Annotated in this window: 17 protein-coding genes; 13 read left to right on the top strand and 4 right to left on the bottom strand. The window is 73.1% G+C overall.

The window, feature by feature from the left end:
- Together ACQP2H_RS18985 and ACQP2H_RS18980 are read right to left on the bottom strand one after the other, a co-directional pair.
- The gene (locus tag ACQP2H_RS18985; protein WP_433228295.1) at positions 1–1,644 is read right to left on the bottom strand and encodes a class I adenylate-forming enzyme family protein; all 1,644 of its coding nucleotides are present in this window, start codon (positions 1,642–1,644) and stop codon (positions 1–3) included.
- Positions 1,634–3,178: an NAD(P)-binding domain-containing protein gene (locus ACQP2H_RS18980; RefSeq protein WP_433228293.1), complete on the bottom strand. Its 1,545-nt coding sequence runs from the start codon at positions 3,176–3,178 to the stop codon at positions 1,634–1,636. The genes ACQP2H_RS18985 and ACQP2H_RS18980 overlap by 11 nt, the downstream gene beginning before the upstream one ends.
- Before the next feature lie 63 nt (positions 3,179–3,241).
- On the opposite strand from ACQP2H_RS18980, the gene ACQP2H_RS18975 reads away from it, so the two are divergent.
- The 12 genes from ACQP2H_RS18975 to ACQP2H_RS18920 all read left to right on the top strand — a co-directional run bounded on the left by ACQP2H_RS18975 (position 3,242) and on the right by ACQP2H_RS18920 (position 15,425).
- Positions 3,242–4,759 (top strand): aromatic amino acid ammonia-lyase, encoded by a 1,518-nt coding sequence (locus ACQP2H_RS18975; protein ID WP_433228291.1) that lies wholly within the window; start codon positions 3,242–3,244, stop codon positions 4,757–4,759.
- A complete protein-coding gene (locus ACQP2H_RS18970) occupies positions 4,749–6,311 on the top strand; it encodes an FAD-dependent oxidoreductase (protein ID WP_374197507.1) in 1,563 nt (520 codons plus the stop codon). The genes ACQP2H_RS18975 and ACQP2H_RS18970 overlap by 11 nt, the downstream gene beginning before the upstream one ends.
- Before the next feature lies 1 nt (position 6,312).
- The gene (locus ACQP2H_RS18965; RefSeq protein WP_357534157.1) at positions 6,313–7,374 is read left to right on the top strand and encodes an alpha-hydroxy acid oxidase; all 1,062 of its coding nucleotides are present in this window, start codon (positions 6,313–6,315) and stop codon (positions 7,372–7,374) included.
- The gene (locus tag ACQP2H_RS18960) at positions 7,371–8,708 is read left to right on the top strand and encodes a cytochrome P450 (RefSeq protein ID WP_433228288.1); all 1,338 of its coding nucleotides are present in this window, start codon (positions 7,371–7,373) and stop codon (positions 8,706–8,708) included. Before ACQP2H_RS18965 ends, ACQP2H_RS18960 begins: the two co-directional genes overlap by 4 nt.
- Positions 8,705–9,970, top strand: a complete 1,266-nt coding sequence (locus ACQP2H_RS18955; RefSeq protein WP_433228285.1) for a cation:proton antiporter — start codon at positions 8,705–8,707, stop codon at positions 9,968–9,970. Before ACQP2H_RS18960 ends, ACQP2H_RS18955 begins: the two co-directional genes overlap by 4 nt.
- Before the next feature lie 80 nt (positions 9,971–10,050).
- Entirely contained in the window at positions 10,051–10,692 is a 642-nt protein-coding gene (locus ACQP2H_RS18950; protein WP_433228283.1) for a response regulator transcription factor, read from the top strand.
- Entirely contained in the window at positions 10,692–11,972 is a 1,281-nt protein-coding gene (locus ACQP2H_RS18945) for a sensor histidine kinase (RefSeq protein ID WP_433228281.1), read from the top strand. The genes ACQP2H_RS18950 and ACQP2H_RS18945 overlap by 1 nt, the downstream gene beginning before the upstream one ends.
- A gap of 140 nt (positions 11,973–12,112) precedes the next feature.
- A complete protein-coding gene (locus ACQP2H_RS18940; protein ID WP_433228279.1) occupies positions 12,113–12,520 on the top strand; it encodes a YciI family protein in 408 nt (135 codons plus the stop codon).
- A 3-nt stretch (positions 12,521–12,523) separates the two neighbouring features.
- Complete coding sequence (locus ACQP2H_RS18935; RefSeq protein WP_433228277.1) at positions 12,524–13,669, top strand: RNA polymerase sigma factor; 1,146 nt, start codon at positions 12,524–12,526, stop codon at positions 13,667–13,669.
- Between the two features lie 77 nt (positions 13,670–13,746).
- Positions 13,747–14,016, top strand: coding sequence for a hypothetical protein (locus tag ACQP2H_RS18930; protein WP_219463073.1), 270 nt, complete (start codon positions 13,747–13,749; stop codon positions 14,014–14,016).
- Between the two features lie 86 nt (positions 14,017–14,102).
- Entirely contained in the window at positions 14,103–14,228 is a 126-nt protein-coding gene (locus ACQP2H_RS18925; protein ID WP_255554102.1) for a hypothetical protein, read from the top strand.
- 129 nt (positions 14,229–14,357) lie between these two features.
- Positions 14,358–15,425, top strand: a complete 1,068-nt coding sequence (locus tag ACQP2H_RS18920) for a TauD/TfdA family dioxygenase (RefSeq protein WP_219463071.1) — start codon at positions 14,358–14,360, stop codon at positions 15,423–15,425.
- Positions 15,426–15,440: 15 nt separating this feature from the next.
- Here the strand turns inward: ACQP2H_RS18920 and ACQP2H_RS18915 are convergent, their stop codons facing one another.
- The gene (locus ACQP2H_RS18915) at positions 15,441–15,926 is read right to left on the bottom strand and encodes a DUF4386 family protein (RefSeq protein WP_363823712.1); all 486 of its coding nucleotides are present in this window, start codon (positions 15,924–15,926) and stop codon (positions 15,441–15,443) included.
- Complete coding sequence (locus ACQP2H_RS18910; protein ID WP_357534165.1) at positions 15,866–16,648, bottom strand: DUF4386 domain-containing protein; 783 nt, start codon at positions 16,646–16,648, stop codon at positions 15,866–15,868. The genes ACQP2H_RS18915 and ACQP2H_RS18910 overlap by 61 nt, the downstream gene beginning before the upstream one ends.
- A 94-nt stretch (positions 16,649–16,742) precedes the next feature.
- On the opposite strand from ACQP2H_RS18910, the gene ACQP2H_RS18905 reads away from it, so the two are divergent.
- Positions 16,743–17,387, top strand: coding sequence for a TetR/AcrR family transcriptional regulator (locus tag ACQP2H_RS18905; protein ID WP_219463068.1), 645 nt, complete (start codon positions 16,743–16,745; stop codon positions 17,385–17,387).
- The last annotated feature ends 131 nt before the right edge of the window (positions 17,388–17,518 follow it).

The following is a 17,518-nucleotide window of genomic DNA, read 5'->3' as shown; positions in this document are numbered from 1 at the left end:
TCAGCCGGTGCCCACGCCCAGGGCGCGCTTGTCCGGCTTGCCACTCGGCCCCACCGGGACCCGGTCGATCACCTCGACCGTCGTCGGGACGGCGGCTGCGCCCAGGGTCGCCGCGACCCGGTCGCGTAGCCGGCCGACGTCCAACGGGCACCCGGTGGCCGGCACCACGTACGCGTGCACCGCCTCGCCGGTGACGTCGTCGGGACGGCTGACGACGTACGCCTCGGCGACGGCGGGGTCGGCGGCGAGCACCCGTTCGATCGGGCCGGCGTACACCAGGTTGGCGTTGACGATGATGACGTCCCGGACCCGGCCGGACAGGTGCAGGTAGCCGTCGGCGTCCAACCGGGCCAGGTCGCGGGTGCGCACCCACCCGTCGGTGAACACCTCGGCGGTCTCGGCCGGGTCCGCCCAGTAGGCGCTGGCCTGCGCCGGGGTCCGGACGAAGAGTTCACCCTCGGCGGCAGGTCGGCCGGTGGCGTCGCGGATGGACAGGTCGACCACGTCGGGCGCGCGCCCGACCGAGGCGAGCCGGCCCGGGTCGGCCAGCAGCTCGGTCGGGGTGACCATCGCGATCATGCCGGTCTCGGTCTGCCCGTAGCCGTGGAAGACCACCGGCCCGAGCACGTCGAGCGCCTCGGCGAGCCGGGACGCGGTGAGCGGCGAACCGGACACCACGAGCGCCCGCAGGCTGCTCAGGTCGACCGGGTCGGTGCGCTGGTTGCGGACGAGCTGGTGCAGCTTGCCGACGGTGATCACGCTCGCGGTGGCCCGGTGCCGGGTGATCATGCCGGGGAAGCCCGGCGGGCGGGCGGCGACCAGGGTGCCCCCGGCGGCGAGGGTGAGGATGCCGTACTCCAGCATCACCTGGCTGCTCAGTGAACCGAAGACCAGGTATCGGCCCAGCCGGGGCGCGAGGTCGGCGATCGCCGCCGGCCACCGTTCGGGGTACGCCGCCCAGGCCGCGCCCATCGCCGCGTACGTCTGGGCGCAGCCCTTGGGGTTGCCGGTGCTGCCGCTGGTCCAGGTGATCCGGGCGATGTCGGCGGGCCGGCCGGCGGCGACCAGCGGGCTGCCGTCGTCGGGGGTCCGCGCCAGCGCGGCGAGCCGGGTGTCGTCGACGAGCAGCGCGTCGTCGCTGGCGAGCAGCCGGTCGAGTTGTGCCGGCGTCAGCTCGGGCCGGATGCCGGAGACCCGGGCGCCGACGGTGAACGCGGCGAGGACACCGGCGAGCGCCTCCGGGGTGACCCCGATCCGCAACGCCACCGCCCGACCCGGCCCGATGCCGGCGGCGCGCAGCCCGCTGGCGGTCCGCCGGACCAGGTCCGCCAGCTCGGCCGCGCCGACGATCCGGTCGCCGTCTTCGAAGACCGGCCGGTCGCCACCGGTGGTGAGCAACCGCAGCACGGGCTGCGGCCAGCGCTCGTCACCGGCGGCGACCGTGCCGGAACCGGCCCGGTCGCGGTCCGCCGACCCGCGACCGGCCCGGTCGTGCCCGCCGTGGTGGCCGGGCTCCGTCGCGCGGTGGTCGGCGTGCTGGTGCTCCGCCGCGCGACGGCCGTCGTTGTGGTGCTCAGCCGCGCGGCGGTCGGCGTGCTGGTGCTCCGCCGCGCGACGGCCGTCGTTGTGGTGCTCAGCCGGCATCGGACAGGACGCCCTTGAGGAACAGCGCCAGGGGCTGCTGGTGCACGCCGGGCAGGTCCCAGTTGTTCTCCAGGTTCTCGGCGAGGTGGTGGGTGGCGACGAGCTGCCCGCCCCGGTGCACCCGGACGACGGGGTGCAGGTAGCTGGCGTCGTGGGCGCGTTCGGCGTCGTTCTCGGCGATCCGGGGGACGGTGATGTCGAACGGGTCGACCTGGTCGTGGTCCGGGCCGTACTCCAGGGTGGTCACCACGGCGAACGGCTCGGCCCCCAGGCCACCGTCGTGCAGGTGGGCCACCGGCACCTCCTCGTGGTAGCGCGCGACGCCGTCGGCGATGACGACGACGTCGCCGAGGACGGTGAACTGCTGCCACAGCGCGGAGGTGCGGTTGATCCGGGCGATGATCGCGTCGGTGATCGCTTCCGGGGTGGCGTCCAGGGTGGTGGCCGGCCACGGCGTGCCGTGGTGCCGGGCGGCGAGCATCCGGTGCAGGGCGCGTACGCCGTACCGGAAGCCGTGGATGAAGCCGTTGGTGGAGCGCTTGAAGTCGCGCTGCTGGGTGAGGGTGCCGGCGAAGTACAGACCGGGCACGTTCACCGACTCGAAGCTGGAGGTCTGCTCGGGGAAGCGGTCGTTGATGGTCAGCCGGGGTCGCGCCGACGGGTCGAAGATGCTGGCGTCGAAGCGGAAGCCGGTGCACAGGATGACCCGGTCGTAGTCGAGTTGCCGGATCGACTCGCGGGTGCGGGCGTACCGGAAGTCGATGCAGTAGCCGCCGTCGTCGCGGCGGGCGATCCGCTCGACGGTGCCGTCGAGCACCGCGTTCTGCGACTTGAGCTGGTAGGTGTCGAGGAAGTTGTTGTTGACCGCACGCAGGTGCCCGACGTAGTGCGTCTGCCAGGCCAGCCGGATCGAGTGCGGGCCGGCGACGTGGATGACGGCGGCGGTCTCGACCAGGGCGTCGGCGGTCTCGAAGGCCGAGTTGCCCTTGCCGATGATCAGGACCCGCTGGTTGGTGAAGTCGTCCGGGTCGACGCTGACGGTGTCGTAGCGTTCGGCGAGGTCGACGCCCTCGATCGGCGGCACGTACAGCTGGGAGACGCCGGTGGCGACGACGACCCGGCGGGCGGTCAGGGTGTCGGCGTCGGTCTGAACGGTGAACAGGTCGCCGTCGCGGGCGATCCGGGTGACCCGGGTGTCGTACCGGACCCGCAGCCCCTGCGCGAAGGCGGCCAGGTAGCGCACCATGTCGTCGGCGTCGGGGAAGTAGCGCCGGCTGAAGTTGCGGAACAGCAGCGCCGGGTCGTCGGTGAGCAGCGAGTTCCAGTCGGAGCGCAGGTTGAACTCCGGATCGTCGGAACCGGTCCAGACCTTGTTGATCGAGATCAGCTGCCGGTGCCGGGGATAACGGGCGAAGAACGCCCCCGGCGTCGGCCCGGCCTCCAGCACCAGGTGGTCACGGCCGTCGCGCTCCAGCAGGGCGGCGAGCTGGAGCCCGGCCGGCCCGGCTCCGATGATCAGGTAGTCGAGCGTCATGCGGCGCACCGTATCGGCCCGATTTCAAAGCGTTCTGAGATTTCGTCTCTAGGGTCCCGTCGCATGACGACAGAGGTAGATCTCGCGGCCCCGCTGCGGATCGCCGACCTGAGCGCCGCCCGGGACCCGGTCCGGGTCGTGGTCGGGCCGCAGGTCCGCGACCGGGTCACGCACACCCGCATCTTCCTGTCCGAGGTGCTCGGTGAGGATCGCGCGGTGTACGGCAGCACCACCGGTTTCGGTGCCCTCGTCGGGTACGCCGGCCGGGCCGACCTGCGCGACCAGGCCGACAACACCCTCGCCCACCTCGGCGCGGGCCACGGCCCCGACCTCGCCCCCGGGATCGTCCGGGCGACGGTGCTGGTGCGAGCCTGGTCGCTGGCCCAGGGCGCGTCGGGGGTGTCCCCGCACGTGGTCGACGCGTTGGCGGCGATGCTCGGCACCAGCTTCGTGCCGGCGGTGCCGCGGTGGGGTTCGGTCGGCGCGAGTGGCGACCTGATCCCGTTGGGGGCGGTGGCCCAGGCGCTGCGCGGTCGCGGCCACGCCTACCTCGACGGGGTACGCCTGCCGGCGGCCGAGGCGTTGCAACGGGCGGGTCTGGAGCCGTTGCCGCTGGACGGTCGGGACGCGCTCGCCCTGGTCAACGGCACCTCGCTGACCACTGCGGCGACGGCGTTGGCGTTGTCCGCCGCGCGGGCAGCGCACCGGGCGGTGCAGGTGCTCACCTGCCTGCTGGCCGACCTGCTCGGCGCCGATCCGCAGTTCCTCGACGCCCGGCTGCTGCGCGCGTACGGCCATCCGGGCGCGATCGACGTGGGCGTGCGGATGCGGCGGGTCAGCGACGGGCTGGTCCCGTCGGGCAAGCGCCCGTTGCAGGAGCCGTACAGCATCCGGTGTGCGCCGCAGCTGCTCGGCGCGGCCGAGGACGCGCTGCGCCACGTCGATGCCGTGGTCACCGCCGACCTGGGCAGCGTCAGCGACAACCCGCTGTTCTTTCCCGACGACGATCTCGTGGTGCACGGCGGCAACTTCTTCGGCCAGCCGGCCGCGTTCGCCGCCGACCTGCTGTCGATGGTGGTGGCGCAGGTCGGCAACCTCGCCGAGCGGCAACTCGACCTGCTCGTCGACCCGCACCGCAACGGTGGCCTGCCGCCGATGCTGGCCGCCGGCCCGGGGCAGCAGCACGGGCTCCAGGGGGTGCAGTTGGCCTCGACCGCGCTGATCGCCGAGATCCGCCGGGACGCCATGCCGGCGAGCATGCAGAGCCTGCCGACCAACCTGCACAACCAGGACGTCATCCCGCTCGGCACCCAGGCCGCCCTGCGGGTCTGGGACCAGGCCGGGCTGCTCCGGCTGATCGTCGGGTCGCTCGCGTTGGGGCTGCGACAGGCCGCGTACGTGGGTGCCCGGACGCCCACCGCGCCGGGCTGCGGCGAAGCGCTGGCGGCGTTGGTGGAGGCGATCCCCCCGGTGGATCCGGACCGGCCGCTCGACGGTGACGTGCGGCGGGCCGCCGACGTCATGGACACGCTCGAACTTCCGTTGACCCCTCTCACCCTGGATGGCCGTCGTGACGCTTGACTATCTGATCATCGGGGCCGGGCCGGCCGGCCTGCAACTGGCGGCCCTGCTGGAGGCCGACGGCCGGCGCGACTACCTGGTGCTGGAGGGCGCGGACATCCCGGGCGCGTTCTTCGCCACCTATCCCCGGCACCGGCAACTGATCTCCATCAACAAGCCGCACACCGGCTCCGACGACCCGGAGTTCAACCTGCGGCTGGACTGGAACTCGCTGCTCACCGACGATCCGGCGCTGCGGTTCACCACGTACACCGAGCGGTACTTCCCGGACGCCGACGTGATGGTCCGTTACCTGGCGGACTTCGCTGCGAAGACCGGGGTCAAGGTGCGTTACGGCAGCCGGGTGACTTCGGTGTCCAAGGTGGACGGCGTCTTCGAGGTGCACGCCGGGGAGACCTTCCGGGCCCGGCGGGTGGTCGTCGCCACCGGGGTGTCCCGGCCGTACCTGCCGGACATCCCGGGGCTGGAGCTGGCCGAACAGTACGCGGACATGCCCGTCGACCCGCGTGACTACCTCGACCAGAAGGTGCTGATCATCGGCAAGGGCAACTCCGCCTTCGAGACCGCGGACAGCCTGATGGAGACCACCACGCTGATCCACCTGGCCGGCCCGAGTTCGGTGCGGTTGGCCTGGCGCACCCACTACGTCGGGCACCTGCGCGCGGTGAACAACAACTTCCTCGACACCTACCAGCTCAAGTCGGCCAACGCGATCCTGGACGGCACCGTCCGGCAGATCACCCGCGACGCCGACGGCTACCTGGTGACGTTCGCGTTCTCCCGGGCCGACGAGGTCACCAAGGAACTGCGCTACGACCGGGTGCTCGCCTGCACCGGGTTCGCGTTCGACGCGTCGATCTTCGACGAGTCCTGCCGGCCGGAGCTGGCGATCCGGGACCGTTTCCCGGCGCAGACCCCGGCGTGGGAGTCGGTCAACGTCCCCGGCCTGTACTTCGCCGGCACCATCACCCAGGAACGGGACTTCAAGCGTTCCACCAACGGTTTCATCCACGGTTTCCGCTACGCCGTGCGGGCCCTGCACAAGATCCTCGAACGGCGGTACGCGGATGCGCCGTGGCCGGCGGAGAAGCTGGACGCCACCGGTGCGGCGATCACCGACGCGATCATCGCCCGGGTCAACCGCACCTCCGCGCTGTGGCAGCAGTTCGACGTCCTCGCCGACGTGGTCACCGTCGCCGACGCCGACGCGCGTTACCACGAGGAGGTGCCGGTGGCGTACTTCGCCGAGGCCGGTCTGCGTACCGTCGACCACGACTACTCCGACGCTTTCGTGGTCACCCTGGAGTACGGCCCGGAGCACGACCAGGTGGACCCGTTCGACGTGACGGTGAAACGGGTGGCCCAGGATGTCGTCGGTCAGGCCCACGACGCGGCATACCTGCATCCGGTGGTGCGCCACCACCGGGCGGGGCAGGTCGTCGCGACCCACCACCTGGCGGAGAACCTGGAGAACCGGTGGGACCGGCCGCAGGTGCACGTGACACCGTTGGCCGCGTTCGTCGACCGTTGCCTGCGCAGGGCCGGGGACTGACGTGCCGGCCGCCGACGAGGTGGGGTTGAACCTGGCCGACGTGGCCGCCGCCGCCCGGCGTCGGCTCGACCCGGTGCACTGGGATTTCTTCGCGGGCGGGGCCGACGACGAACGGACCCTGCGGGCCAACGAGGCGGCCTTCGGCCGGCGTTGGCTGCGGCCCCGGGTGTTGCGCGGTGCCGGTGAGCGCGACCTGCGGATCTCGCTGTTCGGTAGTGCGCTGTCGATGCCGGTGCTGGTCGCACCGACCGCGTTCCACCGGCTGGCCCACCCCGAGGGGGAGGTGGCGACCGCCCGCGCCGCCGCCGAGGCCGGCACGGTCATGGTGGTCAGCATGGCGGCCACCCGGCCGGTCGAGCAGATCGCGGCGGCCGGCGGGCCGCTGTGGTTCCAGCTCTACCCGCACACCGACCTGGAGTTCACCACCACCGTGGTACGGCGGGCGGTGGCCGCCGGCTGCCGGGCCCTGGTCGTCACGGTCGACTCGCCCGTGTTCGGTCGGCGCGAGCGCGACCTGCGGCACGGTTTCGTGGACCTGCCCGCCGGCATGGTCTGCGAGAACATGCGTGACGCGAACGGCCGGGTCCGGGACATCGAGATGAACGCCCGGGTGGGCTGGGAGCTGGTCGCCGTGCTGCGCCGGCTCACCACCGTGCCGATCCTGCTCAAGGGGGTGCTGCACCCCGAGGACGCCCGGCTGGCCGTCGAGCACGGGGTGGACGGGGTGTTGGTCTCCAACCACGGCGGCCGGCAACTCGACGGGGTGACGGCCACCCTGGACGCGTTGCCGGCCGTCGTGGCGGCGGTCGACGGCCGGTTGCCGGTCCTGGTCGACGGGGGCCTGCGACGCGGCACGGACGTGCTTGTCGCGTTGGCGCTCGGGGCGACGGCGGTGCTGGTCGGCCGTCCGGTGTTGTGGGGGCTGGCGGTGGCCGGCGCGGCCGGGGTACGGCACGTGCTCGACCTGCTGCGCGCCGACCTGGACCGGGCGTTGGCCCTGGTCGGCGTCGCCCGACCCGGCGACCTCAGCGCCGATCTCGTCACCACGGGAGCGTCGGCGTGAGCGGGCCGGTGGTGTGGGGCGCGGTGGTCGTGCTCGGGGTGGGTTGGACGCTGCCCCGGTGGCTGCCCTCGGCGGTGGTGCGGCTGCGGCAGTGGGTCTTCGCCCGCGTCAACGGCGGGGAGGGCATCCCGGTGCCGGGTCCGCTGGTCGGCGTGGAGGACTTCGAGCGGCTGTACGCCGATCCGGCGGCGGACGGGCGCAGCCGGGGCGCCGGCCTGTCCGACCTGTTCTGGTACTGGCTGTCACCCGGCCCGCACATGCACCAGGAGCACCTGGAGCCGGGGGAGCGTTACCGGGCGGTGGCCGGGGTGACCCGGCGGGTGCTCGCCCTGCGCCCGCAGCGTGCCGACGCCCTCGCGACCGCCGCCACCCGGCGGGTGCTCGACGAGTTGCCGGCGGGGCGGGTCCACGTGCGGCTGCGGGACCTGATGATGCCGGTGTGGGCGGAGGTCTACCACGAGCTGATCTTCGGCGAGGTGTGCCCGAGGGAGGTCCGGGCGCTGTTCGTCGCCAACGCCGCCGACGTGGCCGCCGCGCTGAAGTGCACCGGCCTGCGGCACCTGGACCGGCGTGCCCCGTTGACCCGGTACCTGCGCGGGCGGGTCGAGGCGGGCACCTGCCCGGTGACGTTGCCGCCGCCGTTCACCGCCGAGGAGACGGCCTGGTACCTGCACGGCGCGTTCGGCACCACGGCGGTGGTGCAGATGTCCGAGGCGATGTCGCACGTGCTGCTGGCGCTGGCCAACCATCCGGATCTCCAGCGGGGCCTCGACGACGACGACGCCCTGGACCGGGTGATCGACGAGACCCTGCGGCTGCATCCGCTCTTCGGGGTCGCCCACCGGATCACCTCCGCGCCGATCGCGCTGCCCGCCGGGGTGACCCTGCCCGCCGGGTCGGTGCTGCTCTTCAACTACCTGGCGTTCCAGCGCAGCGGGCCGGCCGGCGACGAGCGGTTCGACCCGGACCGGTGGCGGACGCTGACCCGCCGGGATGCCCGCTTCATCCCCTACGGCGTCACCGCCAACCGGGCCTGCCCGGCGCGCGGGGTCGCGCCGGTGATGATGCGGGCCGCGACCCGTGAGGTGCTGCGCCGGTACGCCCTGGCGTCGTCGGCCGCGCACAGCCGGTCGCTGCCCAGCCGGGGCCCGGCGTACCTGACCCCGGCCGGTGTCCCCGGCCCGGGACGGCTGCGGCTGGCCGCGATGCGGTGGCGGGACCGCTGGGCCGACGTGGGACGCAGCGTCCGGCAACTGGTGTTCGGCGCCTGGATGGTCGTCGACGCCCGACGACAACGCTTGTGCACCCGCTACTTCGAGGAGGCGGTCCGGTGACCCCCACCCAGTTGGCTCCACGGTTCTTCATCGCGGTCGCGGTGATCCTGATCTTCTGCAAGGCGGTGGCCTGGCTGCTCGGCCGGGTGGGCCAGCCGGCGGTGGTCAGCGAGATGCTCGCCGGGGTGCTGCTCGGCCCGTCGCTGCTCGGGTTCGTCCTGCCGGAGGTGAAGGACGCCCTGTTCCCGACGGCGCTGCTGCCGGTCCTCTACGTGGTGGGCCAGGTCGGTCTGGTGCTGTTCATGTTCCAGGCCGGGTACGCGTTCAGCGCCCACCGGGTCACCGGTCTCGTCGGCACCGCCGGGCTGGTGTCGTTGGCCGGGGTGACCGCGCCGCTCGTGCTGGGGGTGGGGCTGGTCCTGGTGACTGCGGACGCGGTGCCGATGCGGGCGGGCGGGACGTCGATCGGCGTGTCGGCAGCGTTCGTCGGGGTGGCGCTGGCCATCACCGCCTTTCCCATGTTGGCCCGGATCATCACCGAACGCGGGCAGGCCGGGACCCGGCACGGCACCCTGTCCCTGGCCAGTGGTGCGCTCGACGACATGGTCGCCTGGATCATGCTGGCCGTGGTGCTGGCGTTCGCCTCCGGCCGGGCGGGGCCGGCGATCGTCACCGCCGGCGGCGCGGTCCTGTTCGGGCTGGCGCTCTGGCTCTGCGGGCGGCGGGTGACCTCGGCGCTGATGACCAGTCCCCGCCTCAACGACGGCGCCCGGGTGCTCGGCACGGTGGCCCTGCTCTTCCTGGTCGCCTGGTACACCGACGAGATCGGGCTCTACGCGGTCTTCGGCGCGTTCGCGGTGGGGGTGGTGATGCCCCGCACCGACAACACCGACCGGGTGGTGGACACCCTCACCCCGGTCGCCGCGACGGTCTTCCTGCCGCTGTTCTTCACCTATTCGGGGCTGCGGACGGAGTTCGGGCTGCTCGGCAGCGCGCCGGTGCTGCTCTTCGCGGTGGCCTGCGTGACGGTGGCGATCGTCGGCAAGTTCGGTGCCTGCTGGGCGGCGGCCCGGGTGCGGGGCGAGTCGCAGGGTGTCGCGTTGCGGGTGGGCGCGTTGATGAACGCCCGGGGTCTGATGCAGCTCATCGCGCTCAACGTCGGGTTGGAGGCGGGCATCGTGAACGCCTCGTTGTTCACCGTGCTGGTGGTGGTGGCGCTGGTCACCACGATGATGACGACTCCGTTGCTGAGCTGGATCGAGCACCGGGAGGCCCGTAGGCAAACCCCTGTCCGACCCCAGACCCTCGCGGTGGTGAAATGATAAAAAGATAGCTGTCACTATTTAGCCTTACTCTGTGCGATTGTGGACGCATGCCCGGGGGAGGATCGAACCGTCTGCTGTTGGTCGAGGACGACGAGGAACTGGCCGGCCTGCTCACCGAGACGCTGGTCGGTGACGGGTTCCTCGTCGACCACGCCTCGGACGGCCAGCGGGGTCTGCATCTCGGACTGACCCGCACCTACGACGTGATGGTGATCGACCGGATGCTGCCGGCGCTCGACGGGCTCGACCTGGTCACCCGGCTGCGTTCGCGGAAGGTCCCGGCCCGCGCGCTGATGCTCACCGCGCTGGGCACGGTGGGCGACCGGATCGCCGGGCTGGATGCGGGTGCCGACGACTACCTGATGAAACCCTTCGACCTGGACGAGCTGAGCGCCCGGATCCGGGCGTTGTGCCGGCGGGCGTCCGAGGCCACCACCGTGCTGCGCATCGGGGCCGGGTTGCTCGACCTGACGTCCCGCGACGCGGTGCTGGCCGACGGCACCCGGGTGGCGCTGTCGGCCCGGGAGTTCGAGCTGCTGCGGGTACTGGCGGCCCGGCCCAACCTCGTGCACTCCCGGGCGGAGCTGCGCCGCCGGGTCTTCGACGAGACCGCGGCGGCATCCATGGTGGACACCTACGTCTACTACCTGCGCCGCAAGCTCGGCCGGACGGTCGTCCGCACCGTCCACGGGCTGGGCTACCGGCTCGGAGCGCTCTGATGGAGCTGGTGGAGCAGGCGATGGTGCGCCGCGCCCGGTTGCGCATCGGCCTGCTGGTCGGGCTGGCCATCGGTGCCCTGCTGCTGTTGGCCGGCGGCATCTCGTACGCCGTGCTGGTGCGCAGCCAGGAGGCCCAGATCCACCGGGAGCTGGCGTGGGGCACCCAGCACGCCACCATCCCGGGCCCGCCCGCGTGCAGCTGGATCTTCCGCTACAACGGCCTGATCACCGACACCGGGCTCAACCCACCGCCGCCGGGCTTTCCGCTGACCGGTGCGCTGACGTCGGTGGCCGCGACAGGTGTCACCGAGGTCACCACCGTCACCCGCAACGGCACGACCTACCACGTCCGCACCGAGTCCCGAAACGACGGTCTGGTCGTCCAGGCGGTGTTCGACGCGCGGTTCCAGCTGTCCGACCGTCGGCACCTGCTGCTGGCGTTCAGCCTCGCCGCGGCGGTCGGGCTGCTCGTCGCCGTGCTGACCGGTGCGCTCGTCGGTCGACGGGCCGTCGCGCCACTGGCGGAGGCGCTGACCCGGCAACGGCGGTTCATCGCCGACGCCAGCCACGAGCTGCGTACCCCGATCGCCCAGGTGCACATCCGCGCCCAGCTGATGGCGCGGCGGGCCCGCACCGGTGGCGGCGCGGCGAGCCTGGAGGATCTCGACCGGTTGATCGGCGGCACCCGCCGGCTCGGCGAGATCGTGGACGACCTGCTGCTCTCGGCCCAGCTCGCCGCCGCGCCCGCCGACCGCCGGGCGTACCCGCCGGTGGATCTGACCGCGCTGGTCGGGGCGGCCGTCGCCGCCGAGGCGGACCGGGCCGCCGAACGCCAGGTCACTGTCGCGGCGGACCTGCCCGGCGAGGCGTTGCCGGTGCCGGGGGTCGAGTCGGCGCTGCGCCGGGTGGCCGGGGAGCTGCTCGCGAACGCGCTCGCCCACACACCTCCCGGTGGCCGGATCGACGTGTCGCTGCGCAGTGGCGGCGACTACGCCGAGTTCGTGGTCGCGGACAGCGGGGACGGCTTCGACCAGGCCGACGCGCGGCGCATCTTCGACCGGTTCCACCGTGGCGGGGGTGCCGGGGAGCACCGGTTCGGGCTGGGGTTGGCCCTGCTCCAGGAGGTGGTCACGAGCCACCGGGGCACGATCGAGGCCGAGGGCCGGCCGCACCGGGGGGCGGTCTTCACCGTCCGTCTGCCCGCCACCCGACCGTCCGCCCCCACGGAGCGGGTCTCGGGAATCCGACGTCTGCGGGTACGGCAGCTCGTGGAGCGGTGAGCGGGGCGGTACGGCCGTCGCCGCGCCGGTCCGCTGCCGGGAAAAAATCCCGGCCGGGATGTCGAGAACGGGGGACCGGCGTCGTCCCCGGGGTGAATGCGGCCAGAATGGTGGTCGCACCGGCACCGAGGAGACACCCGATGGCGAAGTACCTGCTGCTCAAGCACTACCGAGGCGGCCCCGCCGCGGTCAACGACGTCCCGATGGACCAGTGGACGCCCGAGGAGATCACGGCCCACATTCAGTACATGAACGACTTCGCGGCCCGGCTGGAGGGCAGCGGGGAGTTCGTCGACGGGCAGGCGCTCGCCCCCGAGGGGACGTTCGTCCGGTACGACGGGCCGGGGCGTCCTGCGGTGACCGACGGGCCCTTCGCCGAGACCAAGGATCTCATCGCCGGCTGGATGGTGATCGACGTGGACAGCTACGAGCGTGCCGTCGAGCTGGCCGGGGAATTGTCGGCCGCCCCGGGGGCGGGCGGGCGACCGATCCACGAGTGGCTGGAGCTGCGCCCGTTCCTGACCGAGCCGCCGACCATCACCGACTGACCGGTGGACGGTGACCTGCTGCGCCGGCTCACCCCGCAGGTGCTCGGGGTGCTCGTCCGGCGCGGGGCCGACTTCGCGGCGGCCGAGGACGCCGTGCAGGACGCCCTGGTCCAGGCGGTCCACGGCTGGCCGGCCGACCCGCCCCGGGACCCGAAGGGCTGGCTGGTCACCGTGGCCTGGCACCGGTTCCTCGACGCGGGCCGGGCGGACGCCGCCCGGCGTCGGCGTGAGGACCTCGTCGTCGAGGAACCGGCCCCCGGCCCCGCGTCGGGGGTGGACGACACGCTCCAGCTCTACTTCCTGTGCGCCCACCCGTCGCTGACCCCGTCCTCGGCGGTCGCGTTGACCCTGCGTGCCGTCGGCGGGCTGACCACCCGGCAGATCGCCCGGGCGTACCTGGTGCCGGAGGCGACCATGGCGCAGCGGATCAGCCGGGCCAAGCGCACCGTGTCCGGCGTACGCCTCGACCGGGCGGGCGACGTCGCCACCGTGCTCCGGGTGCTCTACCTGGTGTTCAACGAGGGCTACTCCGGCGACGTCGACCTCGCCGCCGAGGCGGTCCGGCTCACCCGGCAGCTCGCGGCGATGGTCGACCACCCCGAGGTGGCCGGGCTGCTCGCCCTGATGCTGCTGCACCACGCCCGCCGCGCGGCCCGGACCACGCCGGACGGCAGCCTGGTCCCGCTCGCGGCGCAGGACCGCAGCCGGTGGGACACCGCCCTGATCGCCGAGGGGGTACGCATCCTGCAGGCGGCGCTGGCCCGGGACCGGTTGGGTGAGTTTCAGGCCCAGGCCGCCATCGCCGCGTTGCACGCCGACGCGCGCACCGCCGGGGAGACCGACTGGGTGCAGATCGTCGAGTGGTACGACGAACTCGTGCGGCTGACCGACAGCCCGGTGGTGCGGCTCAACCGGGCGGTGGCCGTCGGGGAGGCCGACGGGGCGTGGGCCGGGCTGGCGGCCCTGGCGGCGGTGGACCCGTCGGTGCCCCGCCACGCGGCGGTGACGGCGTACCTGCACGAACGGGCCGGTGACCGGGCGACGGCGGCCCGGTGGTACGCCGAGGCCGCCGACCGGGCCGCCCACCTCGCCGAACGCGACCACCTGATCCGCCAGGCCGCCCGCCTCAACGCCCGTCCGCCCGGCTGAGTTGCGGTGCGCCCGCCCGGCACCCGGGGCTGACGGCGGTGCCGTCGACCCGGGACGGGACCCTTTCATTGATACCCTTGACTGCTCTCGGGGTGGCCGCATTCGACGTCGCCCTGGAGACGTTGCCGGTGGGCATCCTGCCCCTGGTCGCCACCGACCTGGACGTGTCCGTGTCGCACGCGGGGCTGCTCGTCACCGGCTACGCGGTCACGGTCGCGGTCGTCTCGGTGCCGCTGACCCACGTCACCCGGCGGGTGCCGCGTCGCCGGCTGCCGGGTGTCCTGCTGGGCGTGCTGGTGGTCGCCCGGGGCGGTACGGCGCGACGGGCCGTCCGAGGACGAGAGTAGATCGTATTGCGAGATGGTGTCTCTGTTGACGTTGCGGTGGGCGTTGGTTAGCCTGGACCGATCATCGCCAGCCGCAGGAGAACGCCATGATCCGAGTTCCGCAAGGCTCTGGATTGCTGGTGCGCGGCTACGAGGAGCCGTTGCGGGTGCACCCGCCGCGGGAGGGCATGCGCCCCGGGACCGCCGCCGGGGACCCGCAGACCCCGTTCTGATGGACAGGCACGCCGTCTCCCTACCGGGACACGGCGATCGCCCACGTCGTTGATCAGCCCGGTAGGCGGCACCGCCGCCCCGGGACATTGACCCGTTTTCCGCAGAACCGACCCTCGGAGCGCACCATCATGACCACCGCAATCGATCTCGCCCCCATCTCCGGCCCGTCCGCCTGGCGCGGTGACGAGCTGCGTACCTCGACCGAATGGGTCTACCAGCTCAGTGACGCCGAGCGCGCCGAGCTGGAGACCGTCGGCCGTCAGTTCGTCGCCGACAACCCCGACCTGCGTACGGTGACCGCCGCCGACTACCCGCTGGCGGCCTGTGCCGGGCTCAACGAGGAGTGCGCCCGCCAGCTCGACAGCGGACGTGGCTTCATCCTGGTCCGGGGCCTGCGCACGGAGGAGTACGGCGACACCCTCGCCGGGGCGATCTTCTACCTGATGGGGCTGCACCTCGGCGTGCCGATGGGGCAGAACCAGATGGGCGACGTGCTCGACCACGTCATCGCCACCTCCAACAAGACCCTCGACGACCCGTCGGCCCTGCCGTCGCGGGTCCGCGACCGGCTGCCGTTCCACTCCGACAGCTCCGACGTGGTCGCGCTGATGTGCCTGCGGGCGGCCAAGGCCGGCGGGGCGAGCAGCCTGGTCAGCGGCACCACCATCTACAACGAGATCCTGCGCCGCCGGCCCGACCTCGCGCCGCTGCTGTTCGAGCCGTGGCACTGGGACTGGCACCGGCAGGACCCGGACGCCCCGGCCCACACCTACACCTCGCCGATCTGCAGCTACGTCGACGGCATCTTCAGCACCTACGCCGGCACCTCGATGATCTTCTCGGCGCAGGACTACCCGGAGGTGCCCCGCCTCACCGAGGCGCAGATCGAGCTGCTGCACCTCTACGACGAGGTCTCCCAGGCTCCCGGCCTGGCCCTGGACATGGACTTCCAGCCCGGTGACGTGCAGTGGCTGCTGAACTACGCCGCCCTGCACTCGCGTACCGGTTACGTCGACTTCCCGGAGCCGGAGCGCCGCCGGCACCTGCTGCGGCTGTGGCTCAAGCGCGACGTCGGCCGGCCGCTGGTGGGCGGCTTCGGCAAGCACGTGGTGACCGAGCGCGGCAGCGAGATCGCGCCGGGCGGCCGGTTCCACATCGCCGAGGCGGTCGAGCCCAACTTCGAGTGGGGCAACTGACCCACCGGCCCCTCGTCAGGACGGCCCGCAGCGCCCCAGTGTCGTGGCGCGGCGGGCCGTCCCCGTGCGGTCGGCACCCGGTGCATCGTCGGGTGGGGTGGCACCGGGGGAGCGGTGGCGGGCGGCGTAGGTGAGTAGCCAGCCCATCAGGACGACCTCGCCGACGAAGGTGACCCCGGAGACCTGCACCGGCTGGTCGGCCGACAGCAGCGACCCGACCGAGTCGGCGAGGTAGCCCGCACCGGCGACCGCCACCAGCGCCGCCACCCAGGTCGGCACGGTGTCCGACCGCCAGGCCAGCCATCCGACCAGCAGCAGGTGGACGCCGAACAGCAGCAGGCCCAGGTCCCAGACCTGCTGGAAGTCGGTGAGTCGTGGAGGCCCGTCGGCGGCGAGCCGGTCGGTTCCCGCGCCGTCGCGCAGCAGGCCGGCGACGGCGATCAGGTGGGTGAGCGCCACGGCGAGGACGACCGCGTACCCGGTGCGGCACCAGGCCGACAGCAGTGCGACGGTGGGCCGGGTGCGGCTGAGCGGCGCCCGTAGCGCCCAGCCGACCAGCACGTGGACCCGTCCGCTCCCGCCCCGTCTGCTCCGCCGGTGTTGTTCGGCACGGCTGCACCGCCGGTGGTGGCCGGGGCGTCTGCACCGCTGGCGCTGGTCAACGTGCCTGCTCCGGTGGCGGCGGCAGTGGCGGGGCCGGGCGGCGTGAAGCCCCGGGTGAGCAGCCGCAGGCCGAAGAGGATCTCGAACAACCCGCCCGGGACGGCCAGCGCGACCCCGACCGCCATGCCGGCCAGCTCGGCTGCCGCGCCGACCGCCAGCAGCGCGTAGCCGACGGTTCCCCAGAGTGCGAGCCAGCGGGGCAGCCAGTGCCGCCGGGCCAGGGTCAGGCAGAACGGCACGCTGCCCAGTCCCAGCGCCAGCATGGCCAGCTGGTAGGCGAGGTCGCCGGCCCCGTCGCCGAACCGGTCCCGCAGCACGATGCCGGCGGCGAGCAGGAACGCCTCCGCGCCCCGGGCCACCAGGTAGACCCAGGCGGCGCCCGGGTGCACCCGGCGCAGCGCCCGGAAGGCCAGCGCACCGATCGCCGCCACCAGCACGGAGTTGGCCAGCACCAGCACCACCCCGGCCGGGTGCCCGGCGAGCGCGCTGCCGGCGCCGTAGGCGACGAACGCCGCCAGGAAGAACGCGCCGGCCCACCGACCGGCCACACGCAGGGACATCGTCGCCTCCAGGGCTCTTCGTACTAAGTACGACTTACTTAGTACGGTACGGTGGGCGGTGCAGGCGGTCAACCGGGTGTCAGGGGAGCGACAGGTGGGCGAACCGGTGCGGCAGCTCAGCCGGGAGCGGGTGCTGCGGGCCGCCGTCGCCATCGCCGACGCAGACGGTCTCGGCGCGCTGACCATGCGCTCGCTCGCCGCCGCGCTGCACGCCAAACCGATGTCGCTCTACCACTACATCCGCAACAAGGACGAGCTGCTCGACGCGCTCGTCGACGGGGTCTTCGCCGAGATCGACCTGCCCGCGCCGGGCGGCGACTGGCGGGCCGAGGTGCGCCGGCGTTGCCTGTCGGCCCGGACGGTCCTCGCCCGGCACCCCTGGGCGCTGACCCTGATCGAGACCCGGACCAGCCCCGGCCCGGCCACCCTGCGCCACCACGACAGGATGCTGGGCGTGCTGCGGGGCGGGGGCTTCTCACTGCCGATGACGGCCCACGCCTACGCGGTCATCGACGCGTACGTCTTCGGTTTCGTGTTGCAGGAGGCGTCACTGCCGTTCGACGGCGGCGACTCCGCCACCGAGGTCGCCGATGCGATCATGGCGGGTTTCGCGGCGGGCGACTACCCGCACCTGGTCGAGTTCGCCACCCAACACGTCCGGCAGCCCGGCTACGACTTCGGCGGACAGTTCACCTTCGGCCTCGACCTGATCCTCGACGCCCTGGCGAACGCGGCCTGACGACCACCGGCTCCGGTCGGGCCGCACGCATCAGAGGCCCCGGCCGCGCCACGTGGTGCGGCCGGGACCTCCAGCCCGGAGGCGGACGCCTGGACGGCCGACCCCGGGACCGGGCCGGCCGTCCAGGCAGG

Source organism: Micromonospora sp. CA-248260 (assembly GCF_050942205.1).
GTDB classification, from domain to species: Bacteria; Actinomycetota; Actinomycetes; order Mycobacteriales; family Micromonosporaceae; genus Micromonospora; species Micromonospora antibiotica.
The sequence above is the reverse complement of the archived record's forward strand: the minus strand, read 5'-3'. Positions and strand labels throughout refer to the sequence as shown.

Excerpts from the sequence above, each read along its gene's own strand:
- ACQP2H_RS18985 (WP_433228295.1), bottom strand. The coding sequence starts at position 1,644 with ATGCCGGCTGAGCACCACAACGACGGCCGTCGCGCGGCGGAGCACCAG.
- ACQP2H_RS18980 (WP_433228293.1), bottom strand. The coding sequence starts at position 3,178 with ATGACGCTCGACTACCTGATCATCGGAGCCGGGCCGGCCGGGCTCCAG.
- ACQP2H_RS18975 (WP_433228291.1), top strand. The coding sequence starts at position 3,242 with ATGACGACAGAGGTAGATCTCGCGGCCCCGCTGCGGATCGCCGACCTG.
- ACQP2H_RS18945 (WP_433228281.1), top strand. The coding sequence starts at position 10,692 with ATGGAGCTGGTGGAGCAGGCGATGGTGCGCCGCGCCCGGTTGCGCATC.
- ACQP2H_RS18940 (WP_433228279.1), top strand. The coding sequence starts at position 12,113 with ATGGCGAAGTACCTGCTGCTCAAGCACTACCGAGGCGGCCCCGCCGCG.
- ACQP2H_RS18925 (WP_255554102.1), top strand. The coding sequence starts at position 14,103 with ATGATCCGAGTTCCGCAAGGCTCTGGATTGCTGGTGCGCGGCTACGAG.
- ACQP2H_RS18920 (WP_219463071.1), top strand. The coding sequence starts at position 14,358 with ATGACCACCGCAATCGATCTCGCCCCCATCTCCGGCCCGTCCGCCTGG.
- ACQP2H_RS18910 (WP_357534165.1), bottom strand. The coding sequence starts at position 16,648 with ATGTCCCTGCGTGTGGCCGGTCGGTGGGCCGGCGCGTTCTTCCTGGCG.